Genomic DNA, 25,460 nt, shown 5'->3' with positions numbered 1-25,460 from the left:
AATCTAGCCACCCATCAGACCCCGAAGGGAGCCCGCCATGACAATCCAAGTCGGTCACGACAGTGCCAAGACACGGAAAACCCTCTCCGTTGGCAGCCAGAACGTCGCCTATTACTCCATCCCCGCCGCCGAAGCGGCCGGTTTGGGCGATTTCTCGAAATTGCCAGCGGCGTTGAAAGTCGTTCTGGAAAACATGCTGCGTTTTGAGGACGGCAAGACCGTCACCCAAGATGACATTAAGGCTTTCGCCGAATGGGCGACCAAAGGCGGCAAGAACCCCCGTGAGATTGCCTACCGCCCTGCGCGCGTTCTGATGCAGGATTTTACCGGCGTGCCTGCGGTCGTCGACCTTGCCGCGATGCGCGACGGTCTGGTAGCGCTCGGTGGCGATGCCGACAAGATCAACCCGCTGAACCCCGTCGACCTTGTGATCGACCATTCCGTCATGATCGACGAATTTGGCAACCCGCGCGCCTTCCAGATGAACGTGGACCGCGAGTATGAGCGTAACATCGAACGTTACACCTTCCTCAAGTGGGGCCAAAAGGCGTTTAACAACTTCCGCGTTGTGCCCCCCGGCACCGGCATCTGCCACCAGGTAAACCTTGAGTATCTGAGCCAAACCGTCTGGACCGACAAGGACCAAAACGGCGAAGAAGTGGCCTACCCCGACACGCTCGTCGGCACCGACAGCCACACCACCATGGTCAACGGCGCTGCCGTTCTGGGCTGGGGCGTTGGCGGGATCGAGGCCGAGGCCGCGATGCTGGGCCAGCCGATCTCCATGCTGATCCCCGAGGTCGTGGGCTTCGAGCTGACGGGCCGCATGATGGAAGGCACCACCGGCACGGACCTCGTGCTGAAAGTGGTCGAGATGCTGCGCGAAAAAGGCGTGGTCGGCAAATTCGTGGAATTCTACGGTGACGGCCTTGACCACCTGCCGCTGGCGGACCGCGCGACCATCGCCAACATGGCGCCTGAGTACGGCGCGACCTGTGGCTTCTTCCCGATCGACGACGAGACCCTGCGCTACCTGACCAACACCGGCCGCGACAAGGACCGCGTGGCGCTGGTCAAAGCCTATGCGCAGGAAAACGGCATGTGGCGCGATGCGGATTACGCGCCGGTCTACACCGACACGCTGAGCCTCGACATGGGCACCATCGTGCCCGCGATCTCGGGCCCCAAGCGTCCGCAGGACTACATCGCACTCGACAAGGCGCACACCGCTTTCGCCGAATACGTCAAAGGCATCCGCGAAGGCAAAGACACCTCCGCGAACTCCGAAATCCGTTGGGAAGGCGAAGGCGGCCAGCCCGAGCCGCAGGAAATCCCCGGTGACGAGGGCCACCACAACCGCGGCTATGTGATGACCGACGACGGCCATTACCAGCTGCATGACGGCTCCATCGTGATCGCCTCGATCACCTCCTGCACCAACACCTCAAACCCCTATGTCATGATCGGCGCGGGCCTCGTGGCGCGCAAGGCGCGTGAGCTGGGCCTGACGCGCAAGCCTTGGGTCAAGACATCGCTGGCACCGGGCTCGCAGGTTGTGTCGCATTACCTTGAGGCCGCGGGCCTGCAAGACGATCTGGACGCCATCGGCTTCAACCTCGTGGGCTACGGCTGCACCACCTGCATCGGCAACTCCGGCCCGCTGGAAGCGCCGATCAGCAAGGCGATCAACGACTATGACCTGATCGGCACCTCCGTGCTCTCGGGCAACCGCAACTTCGAGGGCCGCATCAGCCCCGACGTGCGCGCCAACTACCTCGCCTCCCCGCCCCTCGTGGTGGCCTATGCGCTGGTGGGTGACATGAACCACGACCTGACCAACAGCCCGCTGGGTCAGGATAAGAACGGCAATGACGTCTACCTGAAAGACATCTGGCCCTCGACGCAGGAAGTCGCCGAACTGGTCGAACAGACCGTGACGCGCGAAGCCTTCCAAGAGAAATACGCCGATGTCTTCAAGGGCGACGAGAAGTGGCAGGCGGTCGAGACCACCGACAGCAAGACCTACGATTGGCCGCCGCAGTCGACCTATGTTCAGAACCCGCCCTACTTCCAAGGCATGTCGCCTGAGCCGGGCACCATCTCGAACATCGAAGGCGCGAAAGTGCTGGCGGTGCTGGGTGACATGATCACCACCGACCACATCTCGCCTGCCGGTTCCTTCAAGGAGACCACGCCTGCGGGCCAGTATCTGACCGAACGTCAGGTGCCGGTGCGTGAGTTCAACTCCTACGGTTCGCGTCGTGGTAACCACGAGGTCATGATGCGCGGCACCTTCGCCAACATCCGCATCAAGAACGAGATGCTGGATGGCGTCGAAGGCGGCTACACCAAAGGCCCCGATGGCGAGCAGACTTCGATCTTCGATGCCGCCATGGCGCATCAGGAGAACGGCACTCCGCTGGTTATCTTCGGTGGTGAGCAGTATGGCGCGGGCTCCTCGCGTGACTGGGCCGCGAAGGGCACCGCTCTGCTGGGTGTGAAGGCCGTGATCGCCGAGAGCTTTGAGCGTATCCACCGCTCCAACCTCGTCGGCATGGGCGTCATCCCGTTTGAGTTCACCGGCGGCGACACACGCAAATCGCTGGGCCTCACCGGGGATGAGACCGTCTCCATCGAAGGGCTGGACACGATCAAGCCGTTGCAGGAAGTGCCCTGCGAGATCACCATGGCGGACGGCAGCACCAAAGAGATTACTCTGAAGTGCCGCATCGATACCGCGATTGAGATCGAGTACATCGAGCACGGCGGCGTGCTGCACTACGTGCTGCGCAACTTGGCGAAATCGGCCTAAGCGCCAATCGCAACCGCGAAACAAGTCAAGGAGCGGCCCCATCGGGTCGCTCCTTTTCAGTTACCGCGCGCTGCTGCGCGGGAACCTGCCCGCCCATCATGGGTTGCCTTCATAAGACGATCGCGTTCGAGGAAGGCACAGCAATGTTAGCAGGTTACGCACTAGGCGCTTTGGGCGCGGTGATCCTTGTTATCGTGCTGCTGGATTTTCTCTATACCGCGATTGGCGCGGCCCCTGTGGCCCCCCTGTCGGAACGGGTGGCACGGGCAGCCTTCTTCCTCTTTTCCAAGGTGATGCCAAAGGGAGATACGCGCCATCGCCTCTCAGGTCCGGTGGTGATGACGGCCATCGCGGCGACGTGGATCCTGCTCGTCTCTCTCGGATGGACCTTGGTGTTTCAACTCAGCCGCTACGCGGTGGTGATGTCTGACAGCACGCAGCCTGCGGGTTTCATCCGCGATTCCGCCTTTGTCGGCCATCTGCTTTCCACCCTCGGGGGCGGGCCGCTGCAAACGCAAGGCGCCTTCTGGCAGGTGATGTCGGTGCTCGTCGGGGTCAACGGTATGGTAATCCTGACCCTCTCGGTCAGCTTCGTGCTGTCGACCACCACCACCGTCGCGCAAGCGCGGGGGCTTTTGAGCAAGGCGTCGATGTTCGCGGCGGACAGCGATGAGATGAACACGATCATTATGCCCGCCCTCGCCGATCTGGTGTCGAACCTCAATGCGATGCAATTCGCGCTTTACTACAGCGCCGAACACCCCGCCCGCCGGGTGCCCGCAGGAATGGTGGAACTGGCCGAGCGGGTCGCCCCCTATCCCGAACAGATTCGCCGCCTGCGCATCGCGCTTGAGCCGCTGCCCGGGTTCTCTGCGTCCGAAGGAAGCTTGGACCAGTTAACCAACGCGCAGTTCATCGCGCACCTGAGGGAATGGGCGCGGCCTTATTCGCACTGATCCCGAAGGCGTCTGATCGACCGCGCAGCCGAAATCAGCGGGTGATTGCATCCCGCAGCGCCGGGAGGAACCGCTGTTCGTAATCGCTGCCCACCAGCGGCCCGGCAAAGCGGAACAACACCGTGCCGTCCCCGTCGACGATGAAAGTCTCCGGCGGGGCGGTCACGCCCCAGTCGATTGCCACACGCCCCTGCGGGTCGAAACCGACCCCGGCAAAGGGGCTTTCTTCGTCTTCGAGATAGGCGGTCGCGTTCTTCTCGGTATCCTTGAAATTGATGCCGATGATGTTCATCCCCTCGGCCTGCATCTCAAGCAGTTTGGGGTGTTCGGCCCGGCAAGGCGGGCACCAGCTGGCCCAGAAGTTCACCAAGCTCACTTGCCCTCCTCGCAGCATGTCGTCCGTCGCCTGCGGATAGCCGGGCAGCATGGCCTCCGGCATGGCGGGGGCCTGTTGGCCCACCAGCGTCGAAGGCAGCCCCTCGGGGTCATCGCGGTACATGCCGACGGCGGCCAGTGCCACGAAGGCGGCAAAGATCACCGGCGGCGCGATCATCATGGGCGAGAGTTTAGCCACGGCGTCCGGCCTCCTGCTCTGTCTCTTCCAACGCGCGGCGCGCCGCGCGGCCACGCCACAGGGTCAAACCGATCAGCGCCGCCAGCAACAGCAGCGATACGGCATAGGCCGACAGCACCTCGGCTGCGTATTTCCCAAGCTCTGGCATCACGCCCCCCTGTTCATCCGCGCCCGCAGCGCCGCCGTGCGGCGCAGGCGAATTTCGGTGCCCGTGCGGTAGACCACCAGCGCCAGAAACAGCAGGCCAAAGCCGATCATCGCCAGCACCAAAGGATAGAAAAACACATCCGCCACGCTGCGGTTGCCCGTGGCCACGGGGATCGAGGTGCCCTGATGCAGCCCTTGGTTCCAGAACTGCACCGCATAGCGCGACAGCACCGCAAAGACCGAGCCTACGAGGCAGAGCACCGAAGTGAGATCGGCGGCGGTATCGGGGTCTTCGACCGCCTGCCACAGCGCAATATAGCCAAGATAGAACAGGAACAGGATCAGGAAAGACGTCAGCCGCGGGTCCCAGGCCCACCATGTGCCCCACATCGGCTGGCCCCAGATCGCGCCTGTCACCAGCGCAATTAGCGTCATCACAAGCCCTACGGGGGCCGCGGCCTTGGCCGCCAGTGCGCTGACGTGATGGCGGCGGATCAGCCAGATGAGCGAGGCCACGAGCATCATGAACCACGCATTGATCGCCATCAGGGCGGCGGGCACATGCAGATAGATGATCTTGACTGTGCTGCCCTGTCGCGCGTCATCGGGAGTGCCGAAGAACCCCCAAAGCAAGCCTACACTCACAAAAGCCGCCGCCAGCACCCAAAGCGCAGGCTGCACGCGCTGCGAAAGCGCAAGGAATTTGACCGGGTTTGCGTATTGCCAAAGGGACATGCAGACTACCTATCGCGCGGTTGGGTGGTGCTCAATGCACGATTTGTTGGGGTCATCGCAACCCCATCCGTAGCACGGCGGCTGCGGCAAATGGCATCAAGGCCACCACGGCCAACGTCAGCCCCGCCAGCATCAAAAGCGGCGTCGTGGCCTCCAAGCCCGCCGCCCCGCGCCGGGCGACTTCGGCCCCGAAAATCAGCGTCGGGATATAGAGCGGCAGCACCAGCAGCGACAGCAGCAACCCGCCGCGTTTGATCCCCACCGTCAGCGCCGCGCCGAACATGCCGATCACCGACAGCGCCGGCGTGCCAAGCGCCAGCGAGACCAGCAGCCACAGATGCCCCGGGGCCGCGAGTTGCAGCAACACGCCCAAAAAGGGCGCCGCCAGCACCAGCGGCAGCCCCGTGGTCAGCCAATGCGCCAAAGCCTTGATCGCCAGCGCCCCCTCCAACGGCAGCGGAGCGGTCAACAGCAGTTCCAACGAGCCGTCTTCGAGATCGAGCGCCAGCAGCCGGTCGAGCGACAGAAGGCAGGCCAGCAGCGCGCCGAGCCAAAGCACACCGGGCGCAATCGCGCGCAGCAGCGTGGCCTCTGGCCCGACGCTGAAGGGCACCAGCATCGTCACGATCAGAAAGAACGCCAAACCAAGGCCAAAGCCCCCGCCCGCCCGGAGCGCTAAACGCAAGTCTCGCAGCAGCAACGCCTTCATAGGAAGGCCGCATCGCTTGCGCCAAGATCGGCATCGGGGGCCGCGCGATAGGCGCTGATGTCGAGCATCCGCGCCTCAACCCCCAGATCGATATGCGTGGCCATGAGGGCCGATCCGCCCGACGCCAAATGCCCGCGCAGGACAGCACCGAACAGCGCCACCGCATCCGCGTCGAGCGAGACCGTCGGCTCATCCAAGACCCAGATCGGCCGCCCCGTCACCAAGAGCCGCGCCAAGCCCAAACGGCGCTTTTGCCCGGCGGAAAGGGTCGCAGCCAAACGGTCAGCCAAAGGGCGCAACGCATAGCCATCAAGTGCTGCGGAAATGTCAGTGTTGCCAAAGACCTGCGCCCAAAAGCTCAGGTTCTCGCGCACGGTCAGCATGGATTTCAGCCCATCCGCATGGGCGGCATAGGCGACACGGTCCTCCGCCCCCTCAATCTGCCCTGTGAGCGGCGCTTGCAGCCCGGCGATACAGCGCAGCAGCGTCGTCTTCCCGGCCCCGTTCGGGCCGCGCAGCACCAAAGCCTCCCCCGCCGCCAGCGCGAAGGACAGGCCCAAAAGCACGGGCACCCCGCCGCGTGCGACGCTAAGGTTACTGACTTGCACTGGCCGCGCCGCTCCGCCCTTAGACCGGCAAGAGAGCCAGCGCGATGCGCCGCCCCTCGCTCAGCAGAATGTTGTAGGTGCGGCAAGCGGCGGGGGAGGACATGACTTCGACCCCCAGCCCGGCCTCTTCCAAGGTCTCACGCAGGTCATCGGGGATATGCGCCACCTCCGACCCGGTGCCGAGAAAGACCACGTCGACCTTGCCTGCCAGCGCCAGCACCGGCGCGGGATCGGCCAGCCCGCCCCAGCCGGTGATGCCCTCCGGGCCGATCACCTGCGCGCCCTCCACGACCTCGCCATCGATGCGGAAGAAGCCGGGGCCGTAGCCGTCGATCGGTTTGGCATCGGTATAGGTGATCTCGTTCAATCGCATGTCATGTCCCTCTCAGGCTCAGATATTCCACAGCGGCAGGCCAAGGATAGCCGATGCGGCGATGACGATATAGGCCACCGCGCGAAAAAGCCGCTCTCGCTTTGGGTCAAATAGCCGCGCCCCGATGATATTGGCGATGACATTCGGCACCCCGGCCAAGAGGCCCAGCCACAGCACCGGCCAGACCACCTGCCCCGTCGCCGCGAGCATGGCAAAAAGCATCAGGTCGAGCCCCAGAAGATAGAGCAGGAAATTCGCCCGGATCACCGCAGCGGGCCTGCGGCTCGCCATATAGAGCAGGATCACCGGCGGCCCGGCGATGCCCGCGAAACCGGTCATAAAGCCACCCAGAGCGCCGGTGGCCGTCACCAGCTTCGCGCCAAGCGGCCCGTGATAGCGCCAGCCCGCGAGTAGCAGCACCAGCAAGCCCAGCACCACGCCCGAGACGATCCAGCCGAACCCTTCGGGTGAGATCAGCGACAGCCCCCATAGGCCCAGCGGCAGCCCGATCAGCACGCCGAGCAGCAGCCGCCCCACTTCACGCGGCGCGCCTTCGCGCAGGGCATCGGGGAGGTTTGGCAGGGGGCCGATCACCTCGGCAGCGGTGAGGAAAAGAATCGCTTCGACCGGAGACAGGACAGAGGCCGCGACGGGCATGATGATCATGGCGGAACCGAAACCGGCAAAGCCGCGCACCAGCCCCGCCACGATCACGGCCAGCGCAAGCCATGCCACCCCGGGGGTGGCGATGGCCTGCGCCAGCAGGTCAGGCATCAATATTGGCGAATTGCGTGCCCGCGCCCGCGTCGGGCTTGGACCAGTCGCGCTTCACGCCAAGGTAGAGCACCACGTTCTTGGCCACATAGACCGAAGAATAGGTGCCCACGATCACGCCCCATGTGATGGCAAAGACGAAGGCCCGGATCACATCGCCGCCCAAGATCAGCAGCGCGATCAGTGCCAGCAGCGTGGTGCCCGAGGTCATCAGCGTACGGCTCAGCGTCTCGTTCACGCTGAGGTTCATCACATCGCGCAGAGGACGCTTTTTGTATTTGCGCAGGTTCTCCCGCAGGCGGTCAAAGATCACCACGGTGTCGTTGATCGAATAGCCGATGATGGTCAGGATCGCCGCCACGACCGGCAGGTCGAAACGGATCTGCAGGAGCGAGAACAAACCGATGGTCAGCACCACGTCGTGGAACAGCGCCACCACCGCGCCGACCGAGAATTGCCATTCGAAGCGCAACCAGATGTAGATCAGGATCGCCGCCAGCGCCCCGCCCACGGCAAGGAAAGCGGTCTGGATCAGCTCGCCCGAGACTTTGGGGCCCACGGATTCGACGGAGGTGAACTTGATATCGGGGGAGACGCTTTGGAGTGCCGCTTCGATGGTTTCGATCGTGTCGGTGGTCGCCGCCTGCTGCCCTTCTTGGGCCTGCACGCGGATCATCGCCACATGGCGGTCCGCGCCGAAACCGGGGTCGAAGACCTCAGAGATGGTCACGTCGCCCAGCTCCAGCGGGGCCAGTGCATCGCGGTATTCGCCCACGTCGACGGCTTGGGTGCTTTCGGTCCGCAGCGTGGTGCCGCCGCGGAAGTCGATGCCAAAGTTCAGCCCCATCACGCCCCAAGCAATCAGGGACAGGACCATCAACACCACGGAGGCGCCGAAGGTGATCTTGGCGTAGCCGAAGAAATCGAAGTTCGTATTGTCGGGTACCAGCTTCAGTCGCATGTCAAACCTCGATTGTCTTGGGACGGCGGCGTTCAAACCAGATCACCACCAGCAAGCGGGTGACGAAATAGGCGGTGAAAACCGATGTGACGATGCCCAGGCCCAGCGTGACGGCAAAGCCGCGCACCGGACCAGAGCCGAGAGCGAAGAGGATGACCGCCACGATGAAAGTCGTGATATTGGCATCCAGAATGGCGCTGAGCGCGCGCTCATACCCCAGTGAGATCGCCCGCGCAGCGCCTTTGGCATTGCGTTGCTCCTCGCGGATACGCTCGAAGATCAGCACATTTGCGTCGACCGCCATGCCGACGGTCAGCACGATCCCGGCGATGCCCGGCAGCGTCAACGTGGCCCCGATCAGGCTCAAAAGGCCAAAGATCAGCCCGACGTTGATGATCAGCGCGATATTGGCAAAAAAGCCGAACAGCCCGTAGGACGCCCACATGAATAACAGCACGGCGACGAAGGCGACCATGGTCGCGATCTTGCCTGCGTCGATGCTGTCTTGTCCCAGTTCCGGGCCGATGGTGCGCTCTTCGACAAAGCTGAGCCCCGCGGGCAGGGCGCCCGCGCGCAGCAGCACAGCAAGGTTGGTGCTTTCCTCGACCGAGAAGCGCCCGGTGATGATGCCCGACCCGCCGGGAATATGGCTCTGGATGGTGGGCGCGCTGATGACTTCGTTGTCGAGCACGATGGCGAAGGGCGAGCCGATGTTTTCAGCCGTGTAATCGCCGAACTTGCGCGCACCAGAGGTGTCAAAACGGAAAGACACGGCAGGCGCGCCGTTCTGGTCAAAGCTGGGCTGCGCGTCGACCAATTGCTCGCCGGTGACGACGGGGGCAGTCTCAATCGTGTAGAAGACGCCTTCTTCATCCGCCGCGGGCAGGATGGCGTTGCCGATGCCGGGGTTGTCGTTCTCGTTCGAGCCGCGGTTGACCACCGGGTTGAAGGTCAGCTGCGCCGTGGTGCCGATGATGGCTTTCAATTCGGCCGCTGAACCGATGCCGGGGACTTGGATCAGGATGCGGTCCGCCCCCTGACGCTGGATCGTCGGCTCACGGGTGCCGACTTCGTCAATGCGGCGGCGCACGATTTCGAGGCTCTGCTGCATGGTGCGTTCGTCGGTCGCCTGTTTTTCGGCATCCGACAGGGTGATGGTGATGATGCCATCGGCCCCGCTTACGTTGATGTCGCTGCCGCCTGCGCCGGTCACGGTGGTGACGGGGCGGGCCAGATCACGTGTAATTTGCAGCGCTTCGGCCATTTTCGACGGATCGTTCAGGCGGACCCGCAATTCCCCCGCTGGCGCCTCTTGCCGGCGAACCGGGGTCAGGCTGCGCAGGGCGTCGCGCACCTCGGGCCATTGGGCTTCCATGCGCGAGGCATAGACATCGGCCAGTTGCACCTCGGCCAGCAGATGCGCACCGCCGCGCAAATCGAGGCCAAGGTTGACCAGCCCCGAGGGCATCCATTCGGGCCAAAGCGCGCGCTGCGCTTCCAGTTCGGGCGTGCTGCCCTGAACCTCGATGGCCGCAACGGCGTCATTGTGCTTTTCGACAGGAGCGTAAAAGGCATTGGGAAGCGCCAGCCAAAGCCCTGCCAGACAGGTCAGGACAATGACAATCCGCTTCCACAGATCAATCTGTAGCATAGTTCCGCCTTTGGGTTGCGGCCTCGGGGTAGGGTTTATTTCGCCGGTTCGGTCTTGGAGACCACGGTGGCGATGGTGGCCTGCACCACGCGAATTTTCACGCCCTCGGCGATTTCCACCTCAAGCTCACCGTCGTCTTTGACCTTGGAGACCTTGCCGATGATGCCGCCTTGGGTCACGACCTGATCGCCCCGACGCAGACCGGCCACCATGGCCTGATGTTCCTTCGCCTTCTTCTGCTGCGGGCGGATGAGCAGAAAATACATGATCGCGAAGATCAGGATCAGCGGCACGAATTGCTGGATGCCTTCCATGGGGGTCGTCCTTTTCGATGGGTATTGGGCCGCAAAATGGGCCTTGAGAATTTGGCCAGAACCTATGCGCGGTGGCAGCGGGGTGCAAGGTGGAAAGCCGATGCCGCCTGCCCGCCCGCGCGGGGCCAATCGCCGCATGGTTGCGGCCCCTACCCCCGCACCGCACATTAAGGCATAAGGCAGCAAAACCGACTCACCCGATCTTGAGGACAAACCCATGCACGACATCCGCGCCATCCGCGACAATCCCGAGGCTTTTGACGCCGCTCTTGCCCGCCGGGGCGAGGCGGCGATGTCGCAGGCGGTGCTGTCCCTTGATGCCGCGCGCCGCGCCAAGATCGCCGCCGCCGAGAGCGCCAAGGCCGAGCAGAACAAGGCCAGCAAGGAAGTCGGCGCCGCCAAGGGCCGTGGTGACGAGGCCGAGTTCGAGCGCCTGCGCGCGCTGGTCAGCGACAAAAAGGCCGAAGTCGCCGCGATGAACGCCGAGGCGCAGGAGTTGGACGCGAAGCTGACCGACATGCTCGCCCGCATCCCCAACAACCCCGCCGAGGACGTGCCTCAAGGCGATGATGAGAACGACAATGTCGAGGTGAAGAACTGGGGTGAGAAGCCCGCCTTCGATTTCAAACCGGTTGAGCATTACGAGATCAAAGGCGTCAAACCCGGCATGGATTTCGAGACCGCCGCCAAGACTTCGGGCGCGCGTTTCGTCATGCTGAAAGGTGCCGTGGCGCGGGTGCACCGCGCGCTGGCGCAATTCATGATCGACACTCATGTGGATGAAAACGGGCTGACGGAGGTAAACTCCCCCGTGCTGGTGCGCGACGAGGCGATGTATGGCACCGACAAACTGCCGAAATTCGGCGAGGACAGCTATCAGACCACGGATGGCTGGTGGCTGGTGCCGACCTCCGAAGTGCCGCTGACCTATTCGGTGGGCGGCGACACGCTGGAGCAAAGCGCTCTGCCGATCCGTCTCACTGCCCATACCCTCTGCTTCCGTTCCGAGGCCGGAAGTGCGGGCCGCGACACCGCCGGGATGCTGCGCCAACACCAGTTCGAAAAGGTTGAGATGGTCTCGATCACCCACCCGGATGAGAGCGACGCCGAACAGCAGCGCATGGTGGGTTGCGCCGAGGGCATCCTCGAAAAACTCGGCGTGCCCTACCGGACGGTGATCCTCTGCACCGGCGACATGGGGTTCGGCGCGCGGCGGACCTATGACATCGAAGCCTGGGTGCCGGGGCAGGATTGCTACCGCGAGATCTCCTCGGTCTCGACCACCGGCGATTTTCAGGCGCGGCGCATGAACGCGCGGTTCAAACCCGAGGGCGGCGGCAAGCCGCAGTTCGTGCATACGCTGAATGGCTCGGGGCTGGCCGTGGGGCGTTGCCTGATCGCGGTGCTGGAAAATGGCCAGCAGGCGGATGGCTCTGTGAAGCTGCCCGAAGCGCTTGCGCCCTATCTGGGGGGCAAGACGACCCTCACGGCGGAAGGTGTGCTCGCCTAAGGGTGAGCCACCGCTAGGCCCGATCCGCCCCGCCCCGCCGGGGGGCGTACCAGATAATTTTGGGCGCACTTGCGGTGCGACCGCGTAGGCGCTGGCCCTGGGTTGCCGTGGCGCGCGGGCGCTCTAGGATTAGCTGTACCGCAACAGCTAATCCCGCGAGGCCGACCTTGCCCAAATCCTCCCGCACCCTGATCGCCGTGCTTGCCCTGCTGCTCAGCATCGCCTTCGCGATCTCACCCTTTTTCGTTCCCAGCTTTTCGGGCTTTGATCCGAACCAATTCCCCATTCCGCAGGACAACCCGCCCGCGCAGCCTGCGGGCTATGCCTTTTCCATCTGGGGGGTGATTTACCTGTGGCTGATCGCGGGCCTTGGCTATGGCCTGTTGCGCGCGCCGCGGGATGGGCAGTGGCATCACATGCGCGTGCCGCTCTGCCTGTCGCTCGCCGTGGGGACCACATGGCTCGCCGTGGCGACCATGAGCCCGGTCTGGGCCGCGATACTGATCTGGATCATGCTGATCACCGCCCTCATCGCCCTGTTCCTCGCCCCGGTCGAAGACCCGCTCTGGGCCGCCGCCCCGGTAGGGCTCTACGCAGGCTGGCTCTCAGCCGCTTCCTGCGTGTCGCTGGCGCTTCTGGCCGCAGGATACGGCTATTTGGAAGAGCAGACAGCGGCGGTGGTCTTTGTCGGGCTGGCGATCGCAATCGGCACCATCGTCCAGACCGCTCTGGGGCGGACACCGACCTATGGCATCGCGGTGATCTGGGGGCTGGTGGGCGTGGTCGTGACCAATTGGGGCGAGACGGCCTTGGTCGCCTATCTGGCGCTCGGGGGCAGCGTCATCGTGGCGCTGCCCACCGTCAGGGCGTTCCGGCGCGGCTGAGCCCGCTTAGTCCTTGCGGCGACCGTCAGTGTGCTTGCGCAGCTTCGACGGCGCCGCTTTCTTGCGGTTCTTATAGGGGTTGGCATCCGACTGACCGCGCATCCACAGACGGATCGGCGTGCCGGGCATGTCGAAATCCAACCGCAACCCGTTGACCAGATAGCGCGTATAGCTGTCCGGCACCTTGTCGGGGTGGCTGCACATCACCACGAAGCCCGGCGGGCGGGTCTTGGCTTGGGTCATATAGCGCAGCTTGATGCGCTTGCCCTGCGGCGCGGGGGGCGGATGCGCCTCCATCATGCCCGAGAGCCAACGGTTGAGCTGCGCGGTGGTCACCCGGCGGTTCCAGACCTCATAGGCGCGCATGATCGCGGCTTGCAGGCGGTCGAGGCCCCTGCCCGTCTTGGCCGACACGGTGATCAGCGGCGCACCGCGCAACTGCGGCAAGAGCCGCTCGAAGCTCTCTTTGAGATCGCGCAGTTTCTCCTGCCGGTTCTCTTCGATGTCCCATTTGTTCACGGCGACAACCACCGCGCGGCCTTCGCGTTCGGCCAGATCGGCGATGCGCAGATCCTGCTGTTCGAACGGAATCTCGGCGTCGAGCAGGACCACGACCACTTCGGCGAACTTAACCGCGCGCAGACCATCGCTGACGCTGAGTTTTTCGAGCTTCTCCTGAACCTTGGCCTTTTTGCGCATCCCCGCGGTGTCGAAGATGCGCATCGGCACCGGCTCACCATCCGGCCCGGCCCATTCGGTCGTCAGAGAGATCGCATCGCGGGTGATCCCGGCCTCCGGCCCGGTGAGCAAACGATCCTCACCCAGAATTTGGTTGATCAGCGTCGATTTGCCCGCATTGGGGCGGCCCACCACGGCGACCTGCAAAGGCTTGGCGCGGGTCGGCATCGGCACGGATTCGGCCTCAAGATCGGCGTCATCCTCGGGCAGATCCACATCCGTCTCAGGCGCGTCCTGCGTGGCGCGTTCGGCATATTCATCGGCCAGCGGCATCAACGCGGTGTAAAGATCGGTCAGCCCCTCGCCATGTTCGGCGGACATGCGAATAGGCTCGCCCAGACCCAGCGAATAGGCTTCGATCATGCCAGCATCGGCGGCCTTGCCCTCACCCTTGTTGCCAGCGAGAATCACATGCGCGGATTTCTTGCGCAGGATCTCGGCAAAAACCATATCCGAGGGCGTCACGCCGACGCGGGCGTCGATCATAAACAGGCAGATGTCAGCCATATCGACCGCGCGTTCGGTCAGGCGGCGCATCCGGCCTTGCAGGCTGTCGTCGGTGACCTCTTCCAGCCCCGCGGTGTCGATCACGGTAAAGCGCAGGTCGGCCAATTTGGCCGCGCCTTCGCGCAGGTCGCGGGTCACGCCGGGCTGGTCATCGACCAGAGCGAGGCGTTTGCCGACAAGGCGGTTGAACAGCGTGGATTTCCCGACATTGGGACGGCCCACGATGGCAAGGGTAAAGGACATAATTCAGGCTCCGGGCCCCGGTTGGGCCAGTTCAGACACGCGCCTTAGCCTATTTGCGGCCTAACGGAAAGCGTGCAATTGCCCCTTGGTGGAGACGACATAGAGCGTGCCGCCCGCCACGACGGGGGCGGTGGTCGCCCCGCCGGGGATTTGGGTGGTGCCGGTCAGCCCGCCGCTCACGGGGTCAAAGCTGCGCAGCACCCCGTCGTTGGAGGCCACGATCACGCGCCCCCCGGCGATGATCGGGCCGTAATGGGCCACCACTTCGGATTGCTTCTTGGGCTTATCTTTGACGAAATTCGGCAGCGGCGTGCCCCAGATGCGGCGGCCCGTGCTGGCGTCGAGCCGGACCAGTTCGTTCAGGTCCGTGACCGCAAAGACAGAATCGCCCGCAGGCCAGACCGGACCGATCGCCCCGTCGCGCGCGACCCATTTGCGGTCGCCGCTGTTGACATCCAGCGCGGCCAGACGGCCCGAATGGTTGCCCACATAGACGGTCCCGTTCGAGACCACAGGCGCACTTGTCACATCGCCCACAAAGCTCAGCGCGCGGCCCGGACGTTTGCCCAGAACGGAGGTCGACCACCGCTCAAGCCCGCCTTGGCGGAACAGCCCCTGCACCTCGCCTGAGCCGAAGGCAAAGATCGCCAGATCGCTGGTGACGGCGGGCGCAGGCGCGCCCAAAACGTTGCTGAGGCTGGTCACAGCGCCGGTCTGCCACTGGATGCGGCCATCGGTTTTGTCGAGCGCCCAGCCGGTATCGTCGCCCGCCGTGAGATAGACCAGATCGCCCGAGACGGTCGGCGTGCCCGAACCGGTGGCGTCAAGGTCTTGGGTCCAGTGCACGCCGCCCGTCGTCACGTCGAGCGCGGCCAGAACGCCAAAACCCACGGAGACATAGAGCGTTTCCCCATCCACGGCGAGGCCGCCACCGGTGGCTTGGCCTTCGCGGTCGGATGCGGGGGTGAGGTCACGGGTCCAGAGCGTTTGGCCCGAGGTCGAGGTCGCTGTGACCTGCGCCCCGGCGTCGAGCGTGAAGACACGCCCGCCCGCCACCACCGGATCGGCGGTGATACGTTGTTTGCGGCTGTCGCCCGCGCCGATATCGGCACTCCAGACCGGCTGTAACGCGGTGCGCAGCGCGGGATGGCTGATGCGGGTCGCGGCGGTACCGATGCTATGGGTCCAGTTGGCGTTGTTCACCGTGCCGCCCAGAGCGATGGCGCGGCTGGTATTCTCTGGCACGGGGCCAGTGGCGGCGTCAAAGGCAGGGTCTTGCACGCCGGGGTTTTGCAGCACCGCGCGCACGTCTTCGCGTTTGCCCGGCAGATAAGTCTGCTCATCCGCGCAGGCCGTCAGCAACAGCGCGGCACCGATGGCCCCCGCCACGCCCAGACCCCGCAGACCCGCTTGCCCGGGTTCGGTTTCGCGATGCTTCGTCATGGACCTGCTCACTTTCTGTCTTTCCTCAACCTTCACGCCCCCGCCATTTTTGGCGGGTGGATATGTGTCAGTCACCCGTTGCTTCGGGGATCTCCAGCGCGGCCTCTGCGGCGGCACTCTCGTCACCCGGTTCTTCACCCAAGGCCACAATCACCTGAAGGGCGCGTTGTTGCAAGTCCGGGGTGGTTTCCGCATCGGAGAGAATGGACTGGTAGCGCGCCACGGCCTTGTCGGTCTCACCCTCTTGCATGTCGATCAGGGCCAGTTGCTCTTCTGCCAACAGGCGCAGCGGGGCACCGGGCTGGGCCAGCGCTTCGAGCGCCTGACGCCGCTCGGCCACGGGCACCGATTGGCCCTGAAGGGTCACGATCTTGAACTGCGCCAGGGCCCGGTAGATCGGCGCGAGGTCACCGTCGAGCGCCACGGCATCAAGCTGCTCCACAGCGGCATCGGTCTCACCCGCTTCGGCCAGCGCATCGGCGCGCATGAAATTCAGCACGGCGCGGGCACCGGGGCCATCGGCCTCGATCGGGGCGAGCGCTTCGGCGCGGGCATTGCTGGCATCCGCTTCGAGCGCGGCAAGCATCGCATCCCCCAGAGCTTCGGCCTCGGCCCGCTCCTGTGCTTTGCTGTATTCGTTCCACGCCGCCCCACCAACGATGGCCACCACGGCCAGCACGGCGATCCAACCATAGCGGCGCAGGTAGCCGTATAGCCGGTCGCGGCGGACCTCTTCGTTCACTTCGTCAATAAAACTGTCGGTATCGCTCATCGCGCCCTGCCCCCGGCCTGATTTTGCCCCTCTTACCGCGCGTGGCCGGCCAAGCCAAGACCCAGCGAACCGCAGCGCCTTTTCGCCGACCGCTTGGCCCGGGGGCGCGTCACGCTAGGTCAGGGGCAGAATGCAGCGAAAGGAGACGATGATGAAAGCGATTGCACTGGCAGCAGGTGTCGTGATGGCGGCCATGCCCGCTTTGGCGCAGGATTTGGTGGCCAAAGTCTCACCCCATGATGTGCCGACGACGATGGACCGACTGGAAAGCGCGGTCGAGGCGGCGGGGGCCGAGGTCTTTGCCCGGATCGATCATGCCGCCGGGGCCGAAAAGGCCGAGATGGAATTGCGCCCGACGCAGCTTTTGATCTTTGGCAACCCAAAGCTCGGCACCCCCGCGATGCAGGATGCCCAGACCGCCGGGCTGGATCTGCCGATGCGGGTGCTGGTCTACGCCGATGGCGAGGGGGCCGTGCATGTGACCTATGCCGCGCCTGAAACGCTGGTCACCGCCCACGGCCTGCCCGAAGAGGCGGAATATCTCACCAAGATGACCAAGGCGCTGGACAACCTCACCGCCAAGGCGATCGGCGAGGAATAACGCCCCCTCCCCGCCCCGGCCTTTTAGGGTTTGGGCGGGGTGTTCTGCGCCTTGATCAGGTTTTCCAGATCGGTCAGCCGCGACATGACCTCATCGCGGTAGGTGTTGGTCTGCTCGTTGCTTTCCTCATGATGCGCGTCTTGCATCGAGTTCACGATCAGACCGACCAACAGGTTCACCACCGCGAAGGTAGTGACCATGATAAAGGGCACGAAGAACATCCAAGCATAGGGATAGACCTCCATCACCGGGCGCACGATGCCCATGGACCACGACTCGAGCGTCATGATCTGAAACAGCGAATAGCCCGACTGGCCCAGCGTGCCGAACCACTGCGGGAAATCCGCGCCAAAGAGTTTGGTGGCCATGACGGAGGCGATGTAAAAGATCACCCCCATCAGCAAAAAGACCGAGCCCATGCCGGGCAGCGCGTTGACCAACCCCTCAACCACGCGGCGCAGCGAGGGCGCGACCGAGACGACGCGCAACAGCCGCAGGATGCGCAGGGCCCGCAGCACGCTGAGCCCTTGGGTCGCCGGGATCAGCGAGATGGCGACGATGACGAAGTCAAAGATGCTCCACCCGCGTTTGAAGAAATCAAGCCCGCGCCCGAAAAGCTTGATCGCAATTTCGATGACGAAAATGGCGAGACAGATACGGTCCAGCAGCAGGATCAGCGGCCCAACCTGCCCCATCACCTCGTCCGAGGTCTCGAGCCCCAAGATCACGGCATTAAAGAGAATCACGCCCAGAATGAAATTCTGGAACGAAGGGCGGTCGGCCAGCCGGGCGGCGCGGGCGCGCAGCGAGGTCTGCGAAGGGGTCGAAAGATCGGTCATGGCGGTAGATATCATGCGCCGCCCCGCACAGTGCAAGAGCAGATCGCCCGCAAATGCACCCCTCGGCGGCAATGCCCCGCCTGCCTGCCGAAACAGAAGGCGGGGCCAGCTTCGCCGTCTACTCTTCTTCTGCCTGCTGGCGCTGCCAAAGCTGGGCATAGCGCCCACCTTGGGCGAGCAGCACCTCATGGCTGCCCTGTTCGATGATCTCGCCCTTCTCCAACACGACGATGCGGTCGGCCTCGGCGATGGTCGAGAGGCGGTGGGCGATGGTCAGCACCGTGCGCCCTTGGCCCGCGCGGCGCAGCGCGTCTTGGATCTCATGCTCCGTCTCGCTGTCGAGCGCGCTTGTGGCCTCATCCAAGAGCAGGATGGGCGGGTCTTTCAGCAGGGTCCGCGCGATGCCCACGCGCTGTTTCTCGCCGCCCGACAGTTTCAGGCCCCGCTCGCCCACCGTGGTCTTATAGCCCTGCGGCAGCGCCATGATGAAATCGTGAATTTGCGCAGCGCGGGCGGCGTCCTCGACCTCCTCCTGCGTGGCACCATCGCGTCCATAGGCAATGTTGTAGCCGATAGTGTCGTTAAACAGCACCGTGTCCTGCGGCACGACGCCAATCGCCATATGCAGCGAATGCTGCGTCACATCGCGCACGTCCTGCCCGTCGATCTTCAGCGCCCCGCCCGCGACATCGTAGAAGCGAAACAGCAGCCGCCCGATGGTGGATTTGCCCGAGCCGGTCGAGCCGACGATCGCCACCGTCTCTCCCGGTTTGGCCTCAAGCGAGATGCCTTTGAGGATTTCACGGTCGGTGTCATAGGCGAAACGCACGTTCTCCAGCGTCACATGGCCGCCAGTAACCTTGAGGTCTGGCGCGTTAGGCTTGTCGTCAATCTCAGCCGGTTGTTCGAGCAGGCCGAACATCTGCCCCATGTCCACCAGCGCCTGACGAATCTCACGGTACACGGTGCCAAGGAAGTTCAGCGGCACGGTCAGCTGGATCATGTAGGAGTTCACCATGACAAAATCGCCGACGCTCAGCTCGCCGCTTTGCACGCCCATCGCCGCCATGACCATGACCCCTACGAGCCCTGCGGTGATGATCAGAGCTTGGCCAAAGTTCAGGAAGGCCAGCGAATAGTTCGTCTTGATCGCCGCGTTCTCATAATCGGCCATGGCCGCGTCATAGCGCGCGGCCTCGCGCCCCTCTGCGCCGAAGTATTTCACCGTTTCATAGTTCAGCAGACTGTCGATCGCCTTTTGGTTGGCGTCGGTGTCGCTGTCGTTCATCTGCCGCCGCAGGCGCACGCGCCATTCGGTGACGGCAAAGGTGAACCAGACGTAGAGCGCGATGGTCACCGCCACGACCGCCAGATACCAGACGTCGAAGAGCACGGCGAGGATCACGCCCACGAGGATCAGCTCAAGGATCAGCGGCCCGATGGAGAAGAGCAGGAAGCGCAGCAGAAAGTCGACACCTTTGACCCCCCGCTCAATGATCCGGCTGAGGCCCCCGGTCTTGCGGGTGATGTGATAGCGCATCGAGAGTTTGTGGATGTGCTGGAAGGTCTCAAGCGCCAGCATCCGTAGGGCGCGCTGCCCGACGCGCGCGAACACCGCATCGCGGACCTGTTGAAAGCCCACCCCCATCAGCCGCGCCATGCCGTAAGCCACGGTCAGACCAATCGCGCCAAGCGCCAGCATCGGCGCCCCCTCGCCCGCCAGCGCATCCACCGCGTCGCGGTAGAAGAACGGCGTGGCGACGATGATCAGCTTCGACACCAGCAGCGCCAGCATGGCCAGAACCACCCGGCGTTTCACCCATGGCATATCCTTGGGCCAGAGGTAGGGCGCGACCTTGCGCAGCACCAGAAAGCCCGACTGCCGTTCGGCGGCGTCGATCATCTCGGCCTCTGTGGGGATGCGTTCGGGCTTGGGCGTCTTGCGGTCGCGCCGCCGCGCGGCGTTAGATTGGTCTGTATCGGCTGGCATGGGAATTCCTGAAGTGATTACAGGCTACATAGGCCCCATGGCCTTGGGTTGCCAGTACCGGGCGGCGCACAGCCGCTCTGCGCGCTGCGAATGCCGCCCCGGTTTTGGCCGCTTAGATCACTCCGATGCCGGGTCTTCGGGCAAGTCGAAGACCTGTCCGGGGTAGATCAGATCGGGGTCGCGGATGTTGGCGCTATTGGCCTCGAAAACCTTCACATAGAGCAGAGGATCTCCGTAGCGCGTGCGCGAGATTGCCCAGAGCGTATCGCCTTTTTGCACCGTCACAGCGCTAAGCGGGCCGGTCAGCCCTTCGGTGGCGGCGGCCAGCACCTCGGGGGATTCGCGCTTGAAGGGGGTCTCTACCCGGCTCGTCACATCGCCGCCGCGGGAAAGCTCATCCACGCGCAGGGTATAAACGCCCTCATCGACATCAGGCAGATCGCCGCGCCAGCGTCCCTCCTGATCGACCGGCAGGCTGATGACGGCGTTGTTGTTGAGATAGACGCGGACTTCGCTGGTCTCCGGCTGGGCGCGGCCCGCCAGTTGCACATCGCCCTGATCGGAGTAGCCGATGGTGTCGAGCGCCACATTGGTCATCACCTGCGGCGGCGCGGTGTCGAGCCGTTCGACCCCTTCGGCGGTGGATTTCAACACCGGAGCCGGCGCGGGCGGTATCGCAGGCGCAGCGGCGGTGTCGGGTTCCTCCGCAGGCGCGGGAGTGGTCGTGTCCGGCTTTGGCGCGGTGCGCTCGGCGAGGCTCGGAGCCTCGGTTTCTGCCTCAAGCGGTCGCGTTTGCGCAGGGGTGTCGGCGTCGGTCTCTGCTGTTCCCGTCTCTGCCAGCGGGGCGGCTTGGGAGGGCGTCTCACCGTCAGGGTCTTGCGCAGCGCTGTCGCCATCGTCAGTGCCGGTTTCTGCCATTGGCATCGCTTGGGCCGGGGCGGCTTCGGTGCCGAGGTCACCGCTTTGCTCAGCGGGGTCGTTTGGCTCTGACGGCGCGGCAGCTCCATCGTCAGCGGTACCCGTTCCGGCCATCGGCGTTGCTTGGGACGGTGCGGGGTTGGTGGTATCTTCCCCCTGCACAACGACACCGTCTTGCTCCGGCGTCGCAGCGCTCTCGTCGTCGGCGGTGTCAGTTCCAGCCATTGGCGTGGCTACGGAAGGTGCCGGATCGGAGGACCGCTCTTGCTCCGACGTAGTGCGTTCCGTGTCCACGGTGCCAGTATCGGACATCGGCGTGGCCTCAGAAGGAGTGCCACCTTCCCCGTCGTTGGTGGCCGGGTCCTGCTCTGTCGATGCGGTGTCTCCGACCGTCTCGGTTTCCTCTAGCTCCGGCTGACTTCGGTCCTCGTCAGCTTCTTGCGCCGCCGCACCGCTATCAAATGCAGGCTGGCTTTCCTCAGCCCCCCCTCCCTCGGCAGTCGCCGTTCCGGCCAGCGGGGTCGCCTGCTCCGGCTGCGCTGTGGTTGGCTCGGTGTCCGTCGTTACCTCTTTTTGCCCTGCACCGTCGTCCGCCGATGTGGGACCAACTGGCTCGCCCGCCGCAACCGCGTCAATCGCTTCAGGCCCCCCCGCCGGGGCCACTGCCTGTGCAGCCCCCTCTTCTCCGACCTCGTCCATCACCCCAAGCGGGTTTTCCTCCGGCGTGATATCCGCCTCCGCCATTTGCACCGGCGCGGCGGTCGGTGTGAGGATGATCTCCTCTTCCGAGGCAAGCTTTGCCTCACCGTCCTGCCCCAAGAGCGTCAGCACGTGGCCCTTGCCATCGGGGGGGATCATGGCGAGGGTCGCGAATTTTCCGGCTCCATCGGCAGTGGCTGTGGCGATCTCCTCGCCATCCTTTAAAACAGCCACGGTGCTGCCGGGTGCCGCGCGGCCTGCGATCACCGTCATCCCATCGCTTTCGCGGCGCACTTCGTCGAAGGCCGGCGCTTGCGGCGCTGCTTCAGGCTCTGTCGCCGCATCACCCTCAGGGCTGACCGAGACACCCTGCACCGCATTTGGCACCAGCGTGGCATCCTCAGGGGTGACATCGCGTTCGGGGAGCACGGCCACCGCTTCGCGGGCTGCCTCCTCCGGCGCGCCGCGCTTGCTGCCGATCCAAGCGCCAAGCGCCAGCACCGCCGCCGCAAAGGCGCCCGCCGCCATCGCCCCCATGCCGCCAAACCGGCCAAATCCCTTGAACATTCTCTACTTCCCCTGTGGTTGAGCCTTTTTAGCAAGCAGGCTAACAGGGGTCAAAAGCGCAGACGATCCGCGCCGAATTTTCCTAATCAACAGGACGCTTTACCATGCAACATTCTGTCTGTGTCTATTGCGGCTCCCGCCCCGGCGACGACAAAGCCTTCACCCAAGACGCCGAAACACTGGGCCGCGGTTTGGCCGAAGCCGGGCTGCGGCTGGTCTATGGTGCGGGCGATGTCGGGCTGATGGGCAGCGTTGCGCGCGCCGCCCAAACGGCAGGGGGCGACACCTTCGGCGTGATCCCCGCCCATCTCGTGGCTTGGGAAGTCGGCAAGACCGATCTGACCCGCTATATCGTGACCGAAACGATGCATGAGCGTAAAAAAGTGATGTTCATGAACTGCGATGCCGTGGCGGTTCTGCCCGGCGGCGCGGGGTCATTGGACGAGCTTTTCGAGGTGCTGACATGGCGCCAGTTGGGCCTGCATGAAAAGCCTATTTTCCTTGTGAACACAAACGGATACTGGGAACCTTTCATGTCGCTCATGAACCATGTCGTGGCCCATGGTTTTGCCGATGCGACGCTGCTGGATTACGTCACCGTGGTGCCGGATGCCGATGCTGCTCTCAGCGCTCTGCGCCGCGCCTTGTCCTGACGGAAGGTGCTGACGGAATAGACCGCCAGCGCGCACCAGATCAGCACAAAGGCCTGCACATGCCAGCCCGTGAAGGGTTCGCGAAACAGGACTACGGCGCAGAAAAACTGCAAGGTCGGGTTGATGTAGCTCAGCAATCCGGCCGTCGCCATCGACAATCGCCGCGCCGCGTAGCTGAACAGGATCAGCGGCGTTGCGGTGATCGGCCCGGCGAGTATCAGCAGCGCCGTATCGCGGAAGGAGGCCCCGAAGGCCCCCGCCCCATTGTCGCCCGTTTGCCACAGCACGAGCACCGCGAGGGGCGATAACAGCAGCACCTCAGCGGTAACAGAGACGACCGGCCCCACCGCCAACCTCTTTTTCGCCAGCCCATAAAGCCCAAAAGACGCCGCCAGCGCCATGGCGAGCCAAGGCGCAGTGCCCAAGCCATAGGTGAGCAGCGAGACCGCGACCGTCACCAACCCGACCGCGAAAAGCTGTACGGGGCTCAACCGCTCGGCAAAGACAAGACGGCCCAGCAGGACCGAGACCAGCGGGAAGATGTAATAGCCCAAGGCCGCCTCCGTTGCCTGCCCGCTCTGGACCGCCCAGATGAACAGGTACCAGTTCGTCGCGATCACCAGCGCCGCGAAAGCGAGCAGGCCAAAAGCCCGCGGCCCTGCCATCGCGTCAAGGATCGCGCGCAAACGCCGCTGCACTGCCAGCACGATTACGAAGAACACGAGCGACCAGAGGGTGCGATGGGCCAGCACCTCGGCGGCGGGCACATGCGACAGCATTTTGTAGAAGATAGACGACAGTCCCCAGATACAGCAGGCCGCGATCATGGCGGCGAAACCCTTGGTGGTGTCGGTCATGGGAAATCCTTGGCGCGGTAGACTGCTTCCTTGTGAAGGCAATCAATTCCCGCGCCAAGGGAAAAGTCAGGCTTGGGCCAATTCCCCGGCCACGATCTTTTCGATCTCGTCGATGGGGTGGTTGGTCAGGGTCTTGGGGATTTCCCCCACCACCTTGCTCTGCACCTCTTTGTGGAGGTCATCGCGCAGATCGCCCAGCACTGCCGGAGGGGCCACCAAAACGATCCGATCAAAGCGGCCCTTATGGGCCAGCTTGTAAAGGATGTCGGACAAGTCCTTGGCAAATCGCTCTTTTTCCAGCTCATGCCAATCCGTGTCGTCAAAGGCAGAGCGGTGCCCGCTCGGACCATCGCTCATCCGGCCGGGGCGGTTGGCGGCTTGCTCCCGCGCCGGTGGGTTCTCCTGCTCTTCCTTGCGCACGACCTGAAGATAGGGGTCTTCGCCGTCCGTGTGGTTTTGCAGGAAAAGGGCCTTTTCGCCATCCGCGATCAGCACCCATGTGTCTTGGCTGAGTTTGGTCATGAAGGCTCTCCATGGTTGCGTTTGTCTTCGCCAGTGACGCGGGTCACGCCGTCTTCGCCCTTTTCGGCGCGGCGCATGGCATCTTGGGTGCCAACGTCCTTTTGCAGATCACCCCCGGCGCGGCCACCTTGGTCTGGCGTCTCGGTATCAGAGAGGAATTTTTCCGTCTCCTTGCTACCGTCGTTGGATCGCTTCCGCTCGGCCATGTTGTCCTCCTTTTTTGACGTGAAGTCTCAGGAGAAAAACATCCGCGAAGGGTCTTGGGTTCCAACGAAAAAACCCCGCAGCAGGCTGCGGGGTTTCTGTCTTGTTCCGGCTGGCCGTAAGGCCGCACCGTCATATCACAGACGCTAGGCGACGTTGTCCCAGTTCACCCAGCCTGCGGCGTAGCCGTGGGCGTCGGAGACTGGGAGAGCGCCACACGCATCAGGCGCGAGCGGCTCTCGCACGCGCCGCCGCTAGATCACATGCGCGACGCGACGTTGTCCCAGTTCACAAGGTTGTCGAGGAAGTTCGACAGGTAGTCGGGGCGCGCGTTGCGGAAGTCGATGTAGTAGGAGTGCTCCCACACGTCACAGCCAAGCAGCGCAGTCTGGTCGAAGCAAAGCGGGTTCACGCCGTTCTCGGTCTTGGTGACCTTGAGGCTGCCGTCTTTGTCTTTCACCAGCCACGCCCAGCCGGAGCCGAACTGGCCCGCGCCCGCGGCCTTGAACTCGTCCTTGAACTTGTCGACGGAACCAAAGCTTTCGGTAATCGCCTTTTCCAGCTCACCGGGCATTTTGTTGTCTTCGGGGCTCATCATTTCCCAGAACTGGTTGTGGTTCCACAGCTGGGAGATGTTGTTAAAGATGCCGGACTGGGCCACGGCGTTCGGGTCGTAGGTGCCCTTGATGATCTCTTCGAGGGTCTTGCCCTCCCACTCGGTGCCCTCAATCGCCTTGTTGCCGTTGGTGACATAGGCGTTGTGGTGCTTGTCGTGGTGGTATTCCAGCGTTTCCTTGGACATGCCCTTGGATGCAAGCGCGTCGTGGGCATAGGGGAGATCGGGAAGTTCAAAAGCCATTTCTGGGCCTCCTCGTTTGGAAATTTCGCTGCGGCCACTT

26 protein-coding genes are annotated in these 25,460 nt (G+C 63.9%); 6 read left to right on the top strand and 20 right to left on the bottom strand.

The annotated features are described in order from the left end of the window. Positions 1-37: 37 nt before the first annotated feature. Both acnA and ACGYLD_RS00880 read left to right on the top strand, forming a co-directional pair. Complete coding sequence (gene acnA / locus ACGYLD_RS00885) at positions 38-2,812, top strand: aconitate hydratase AcnA (RefSeq protein WP_271691651.1); 2,775 nt, start codon at positions 38-40, stop codon at positions 2,810-2,812. A gap of 143 nt (positions 2,813-2,955) precedes the next feature. Beyond that, the gene (locus ACGYLD_RS00880) at positions 2,956-3,768 is read left to right on the top strand and encodes a hypothetical protein (RefSeq protein WP_271691653.1); all 813 of its coding nucleotides are present in this window, start codon (positions 2,956-2,958) and stop codon (positions 3,766-3,768) included. 34 nt (positions 3,769-3,802) lie between these two features. On the opposite strand, the gene ACGYLD_RS00875 is transcribed toward ACGYLD_RS00880, so the two are convergent. Genes ACGYLD_RS00875 through yajC form a run of 10 tightly spaced genes read right to left on the bottom strand, consistent with a single transcriptional unit; the run spans position 3,803 to position 10,614 of the window. Further along, the gene (locus ACGYLD_RS00875; RefSeq protein ID WP_394401319.1) at positions 3,803-4,321 is read right to left on the bottom strand and encodes a DsbE family thiol:disulfide interchange protein; all 519 of its coding nucleotides are present in this window, start codon (positions 4,319-4,321) and stop codon (positions 3,803-3,805) included. 13 nt (positions 4,322-4,334) lie between these two features. Next, positions 4,335-4,490: a heme exporter protein CcmD gene (gene ccmD / locus ACGYLD_RS00870; RefSeq protein WP_271691655.1), complete on the bottom strand. Its 156-nt coding sequence runs from the start codon at positions 4,488-4,490 to the stop codon at positions 4,335-4,337. Beyond that, on the bottom strand, positions 4,490-5,224 hold the full coding sequence (locus tag ACGYLD_RS00865) for a heme ABC transporter permease (protein ID WP_271691656.1): 735 nt from the start codon (positions 5,222-5,224) through the stop codon (positions 4,490-4,492). Before ACGYLD_RS00865 ends, ccmD begins: the two co-directional genes overlap by 1 nt. Positions 5,225-5,276: 52 nt before the next feature. Then, positions 5,277-5,933 carry a heme exporter protein CcmB gene (ccmB, locus tag ACGYLD_RS00860; RefSeq protein ID WP_394400636.1) on the bottom strand — a complete coding sequence of 219 codons (657 nt, stop codon included), beginning with the start codon at positions 5,931-5,933 and terminating at the stop codon, positions 5,277-5,279. Next, positions 5,930-6,541 carry a heme ABC exporter ATP-binding protein CcmA gene (gene ccmA / locus ACGYLD_RS00855; RefSeq protein WP_394400633.1) on the bottom strand — a complete coding sequence of 204 codons (612 nt, stop codon included), beginning with the start codon at positions 6,539-6,541 and terminating at the stop codon, positions 5,930-5,932. Before ccmA ends, ccmB begins: the two co-directional genes overlap by 4 nt. Before the next feature lie 19 nt (positions 6,542-6,560). Further along, positions 6,561-6,914 carry an Mth938-like domain-containing protein gene (locus tag ACGYLD_RS00850; RefSeq protein WP_067266397.1) on the bottom strand — a complete coding sequence of 118 codons (354 nt, stop codon included), beginning with the start codon at positions 6,912-6,914 and terminating at the stop codon, positions 6,561-6,563. Between the two features lie 18 nt (positions 6,915-6,932). Beyond that, a complete protein-coding gene (locus ACGYLD_RS00845) occupies positions 6,933-7,688 on the bottom strand; it encodes a sulfite exporter TauE/SafE family protein (RefSeq protein ID WP_271691659.1) in 756 nt (251 codons plus the stop codon). After that, positions 7,681-8,649, bottom strand: coding sequence for a protein translocase subunit SecF (secF, locus tag ACGYLD_RS00840; protein WP_271691661.1), 969 nt, complete (start codon positions 8,647-8,649; stop codon positions 7,681-7,683). The genes ACGYLD_RS00845 and secF overlap by 8 nt, the downstream gene beginning before the upstream one ends. Before the next feature lies 1 nt (position 8,650). Next, a complete protein-coding gene (gene secD / locus ACGYLD_RS00835) occupies positions 8,651-10,300 on the bottom strand; it encodes a protein translocase subunit SecD (protein ID WP_271691662.1) in 1,650 nt (549 codons plus the stop codon). Positions 10,301-10,335: 35 nt separating this feature from the next. Further along, positions 10,336-10,614, bottom strand: coding sequence for a preprotein translocase subunit YajC (yajC, locus tag ACGYLD_RS00830; protein ID WP_067627241.1), 279 nt, complete (start codon positions 10,612-10,614; stop codon positions 10,336-10,338). A 217-nt stretch (positions 10,615-10,831) separates the two neighbouring features. On the opposite strand from yajC, the gene serS reads away from it, so the two are divergent. Beyond that, positions 10,832-12,124: a serine--tRNA ligase gene (gene serS, locus ACGYLD_RS00825; protein WP_394400627.1), complete on the top strand. Its 1,293-nt coding sequence runs from the start codon at positions 10,832-10,834 to the stop codon at positions 12,122-12,124. A 167-nt stretch (positions 12,125-12,291) separates the two neighbouring features. Then, entirely contained in the window at positions 12,292-13,008 is a 717-nt protein-coding gene (locus tag ACGYLD_RS00820; protein WP_271691664.1) for a hypothetical protein, read from the top strand. A gap of 6 nt (positions 13,009-13,014) precedes the next feature. Here ACGYLD_RS00820 and der read toward each other — a convergent pair whose 3' ends face one another. The 3 genes from der to ACGYLD_RS00805 form a co-directional block, all read right to left on the bottom strand. Continuing rightward, positions 13,015-14,496: a ribosome biogenesis GTPase Der gene (der, locus tag ACGYLD_RS00815; protein WP_271691665.1), complete on the bottom strand. Its 1,482-nt coding sequence runs from the start codon at positions 14,494-14,496 to the stop codon at positions 13,015-13,017. Positions 14,497-14,556: 60 nt separating this feature from the next. After that, a complete protein-coding gene (locus tag ACGYLD_RS00810; protein WP_271691666.1) occupies positions 14,557-15,939 on the bottom strand; it encodes a PQQ-like beta-propeller repeat protein in 1,383 nt (460 codons plus the stop codon). Between the two features lie 67 nt (positions 15,940-16,006). After that, on the bottom strand, positions 16,007-16,711 hold the full coding sequence (locus ACGYLD_RS00805; RefSeq protein WP_271691667.1) for a tetratricopeptide repeat protein: 705 nt from the start codon (positions 16,709-16,711) through the stop codon (positions 16,007-16,009). A gap of 151 nt (positions 16,712-16,862) precedes the next feature. On the opposite strand from ACGYLD_RS00805, the gene ACGYLD_RS00800 reads away from it, so the two are divergent. Then, positions 16,863-17,312 (top strand): DUF302 domain-containing protein, encoded by a 450-nt coding sequence (locus ACGYLD_RS00800; protein WP_276153907.1) that lies wholly within the window; start codon positions 16,863-16,865, stop codon positions 17,310-17,312. Positions 17,313-17,335: 23 nt separating this feature from the next. Here the strand turns inward: ACGYLD_RS00800 and ACGYLD_RS00795 are convergent, their stop codons facing one another. The 3 genes from ACGYLD_RS00795 to ACGYLD_RS00785 all read right to left on the bottom strand — a co-directional run bounded on the left by ACGYLD_RS00795 (position 17,336) and on the right by ACGYLD_RS00785 (position 22,325). Next, positions 17,336-18,166 carry an ion transporter gene (locus ACGYLD_RS00795; RefSeq protein WP_271691669.1) on the bottom strand — a complete coding sequence of 277 codons (831 nt, stop codon included), beginning with the start codon at positions 18,164-18,166 and terminating at the stop codon, positions 17,336-17,338. Between the two features lie 103 nt (positions 18,167-18,269). Continuing rightward, on the bottom strand, positions 18,270-20,141 hold the full coding sequence (locus ACGYLD_RS00790) for an ABCB family ABC transporter ATP-binding protein/permease (protein ID WP_394400620.1): 1,872 nt from the start codon (positions 20,139-20,141) through the stop codon (positions 18,270-18,272). Positions 20,142-20,258: 117 nt separating this feature from the next. Beyond that, the gene (locus ACGYLD_RS00785; protein ID WP_394400617.1) at positions 20,259-22,325 is read right to left on the bottom strand and encodes a LysM peptidoglycan-binding domain-containing protein; all 2,067 of its coding nucleotides are present in this window, start codon (positions 22,323-22,325) and stop codon (positions 20,259-20,261) included. A gap of 104 nt (positions 22,326-22,429) precedes the next feature. Between ACGYLD_RS00785 and ACGYLD_RS00780 the strand changes: the two genes are divergently transcribed. Then, positions 22,430-22,978, top strand: a complete 549-nt coding sequence (locus tag ACGYLD_RS00780; RefSeq protein WP_394400614.1) for a TIGR00730 family Rossman fold protein — start codon at positions 22,430-22,432, stop codon at positions 22,976-22,978. On the opposite strand, the gene rarD is transcribed toward ACGYLD_RS00780, so the two are convergent. The 4 genes from rarD to ACGYLD_RS00760 form a co-directional block, all read right to left on the bottom strand. Next, on the bottom strand, positions 22,915-23,835 hold the full coding sequence (gene rarD, locus ACGYLD_RS00775; protein WP_322329473.1) for an EamA family transporter RarD: 921 nt from the start codon (positions 23,833-23,835) through the stop codon (positions 22,915-22,917). The two genes, ACGYLD_RS00780 and rarD, sit on opposite strands and share 64 nt — an antisense overlap. A 66-nt stretch (positions 23,836-23,901) precedes the next feature. After that, positions 23,902-24,357 carry a host attachment family protein gene (locus ACGYLD_RS00770; protein ID WP_209218648.1) on the bottom strand — a complete coding sequence of 152 codons (456 nt, stop codon included), beginning with the start codon at positions 24,355-24,357 and terminating at the stop codon, positions 23,902-23,904. Next, complete coding sequence (locus tag ACGYLD_RS00765; protein ID WP_067266439.1) at positions 24,354-24,563, bottom strand: hypothetical protein; 210 nt, start codon at positions 24,561-24,563, stop codon at positions 24,354-24,356. Before ACGYLD_RS00765 ends, ACGYLD_RS00770 begins: the two co-directional genes overlap by 4 nt. Positions 24,564-24,820: 257 nt before the next feature. After that, the gene (locus ACGYLD_RS00760; protein WP_271689654.1) at positions 24,821-25,420 is read right to left on the bottom strand and encodes a superoxide dismutase; all 600 of its coding nucleotides are present in this window, start codon (positions 25,418-25,420) and stop codon (positions 24,821-24,823) included. Positions 25,421-25,460: the final 40 nt, after the last annotated feature.

Source organism: Sulfitobacter sp. 1A12056, from assembly GCF_043558125.1.
Lineage (GTDB): Bacteria > Pseudomonadota > Alphaproteobacteria > Rhodobacterales > Rhodobacteraceae > Sulfitobacter > Sulfitobacter faviae.
Note: the sequence above shows the minus strand (reverse complement) of the source record. Positions and strands in the feature narration are given on the sequence as shown.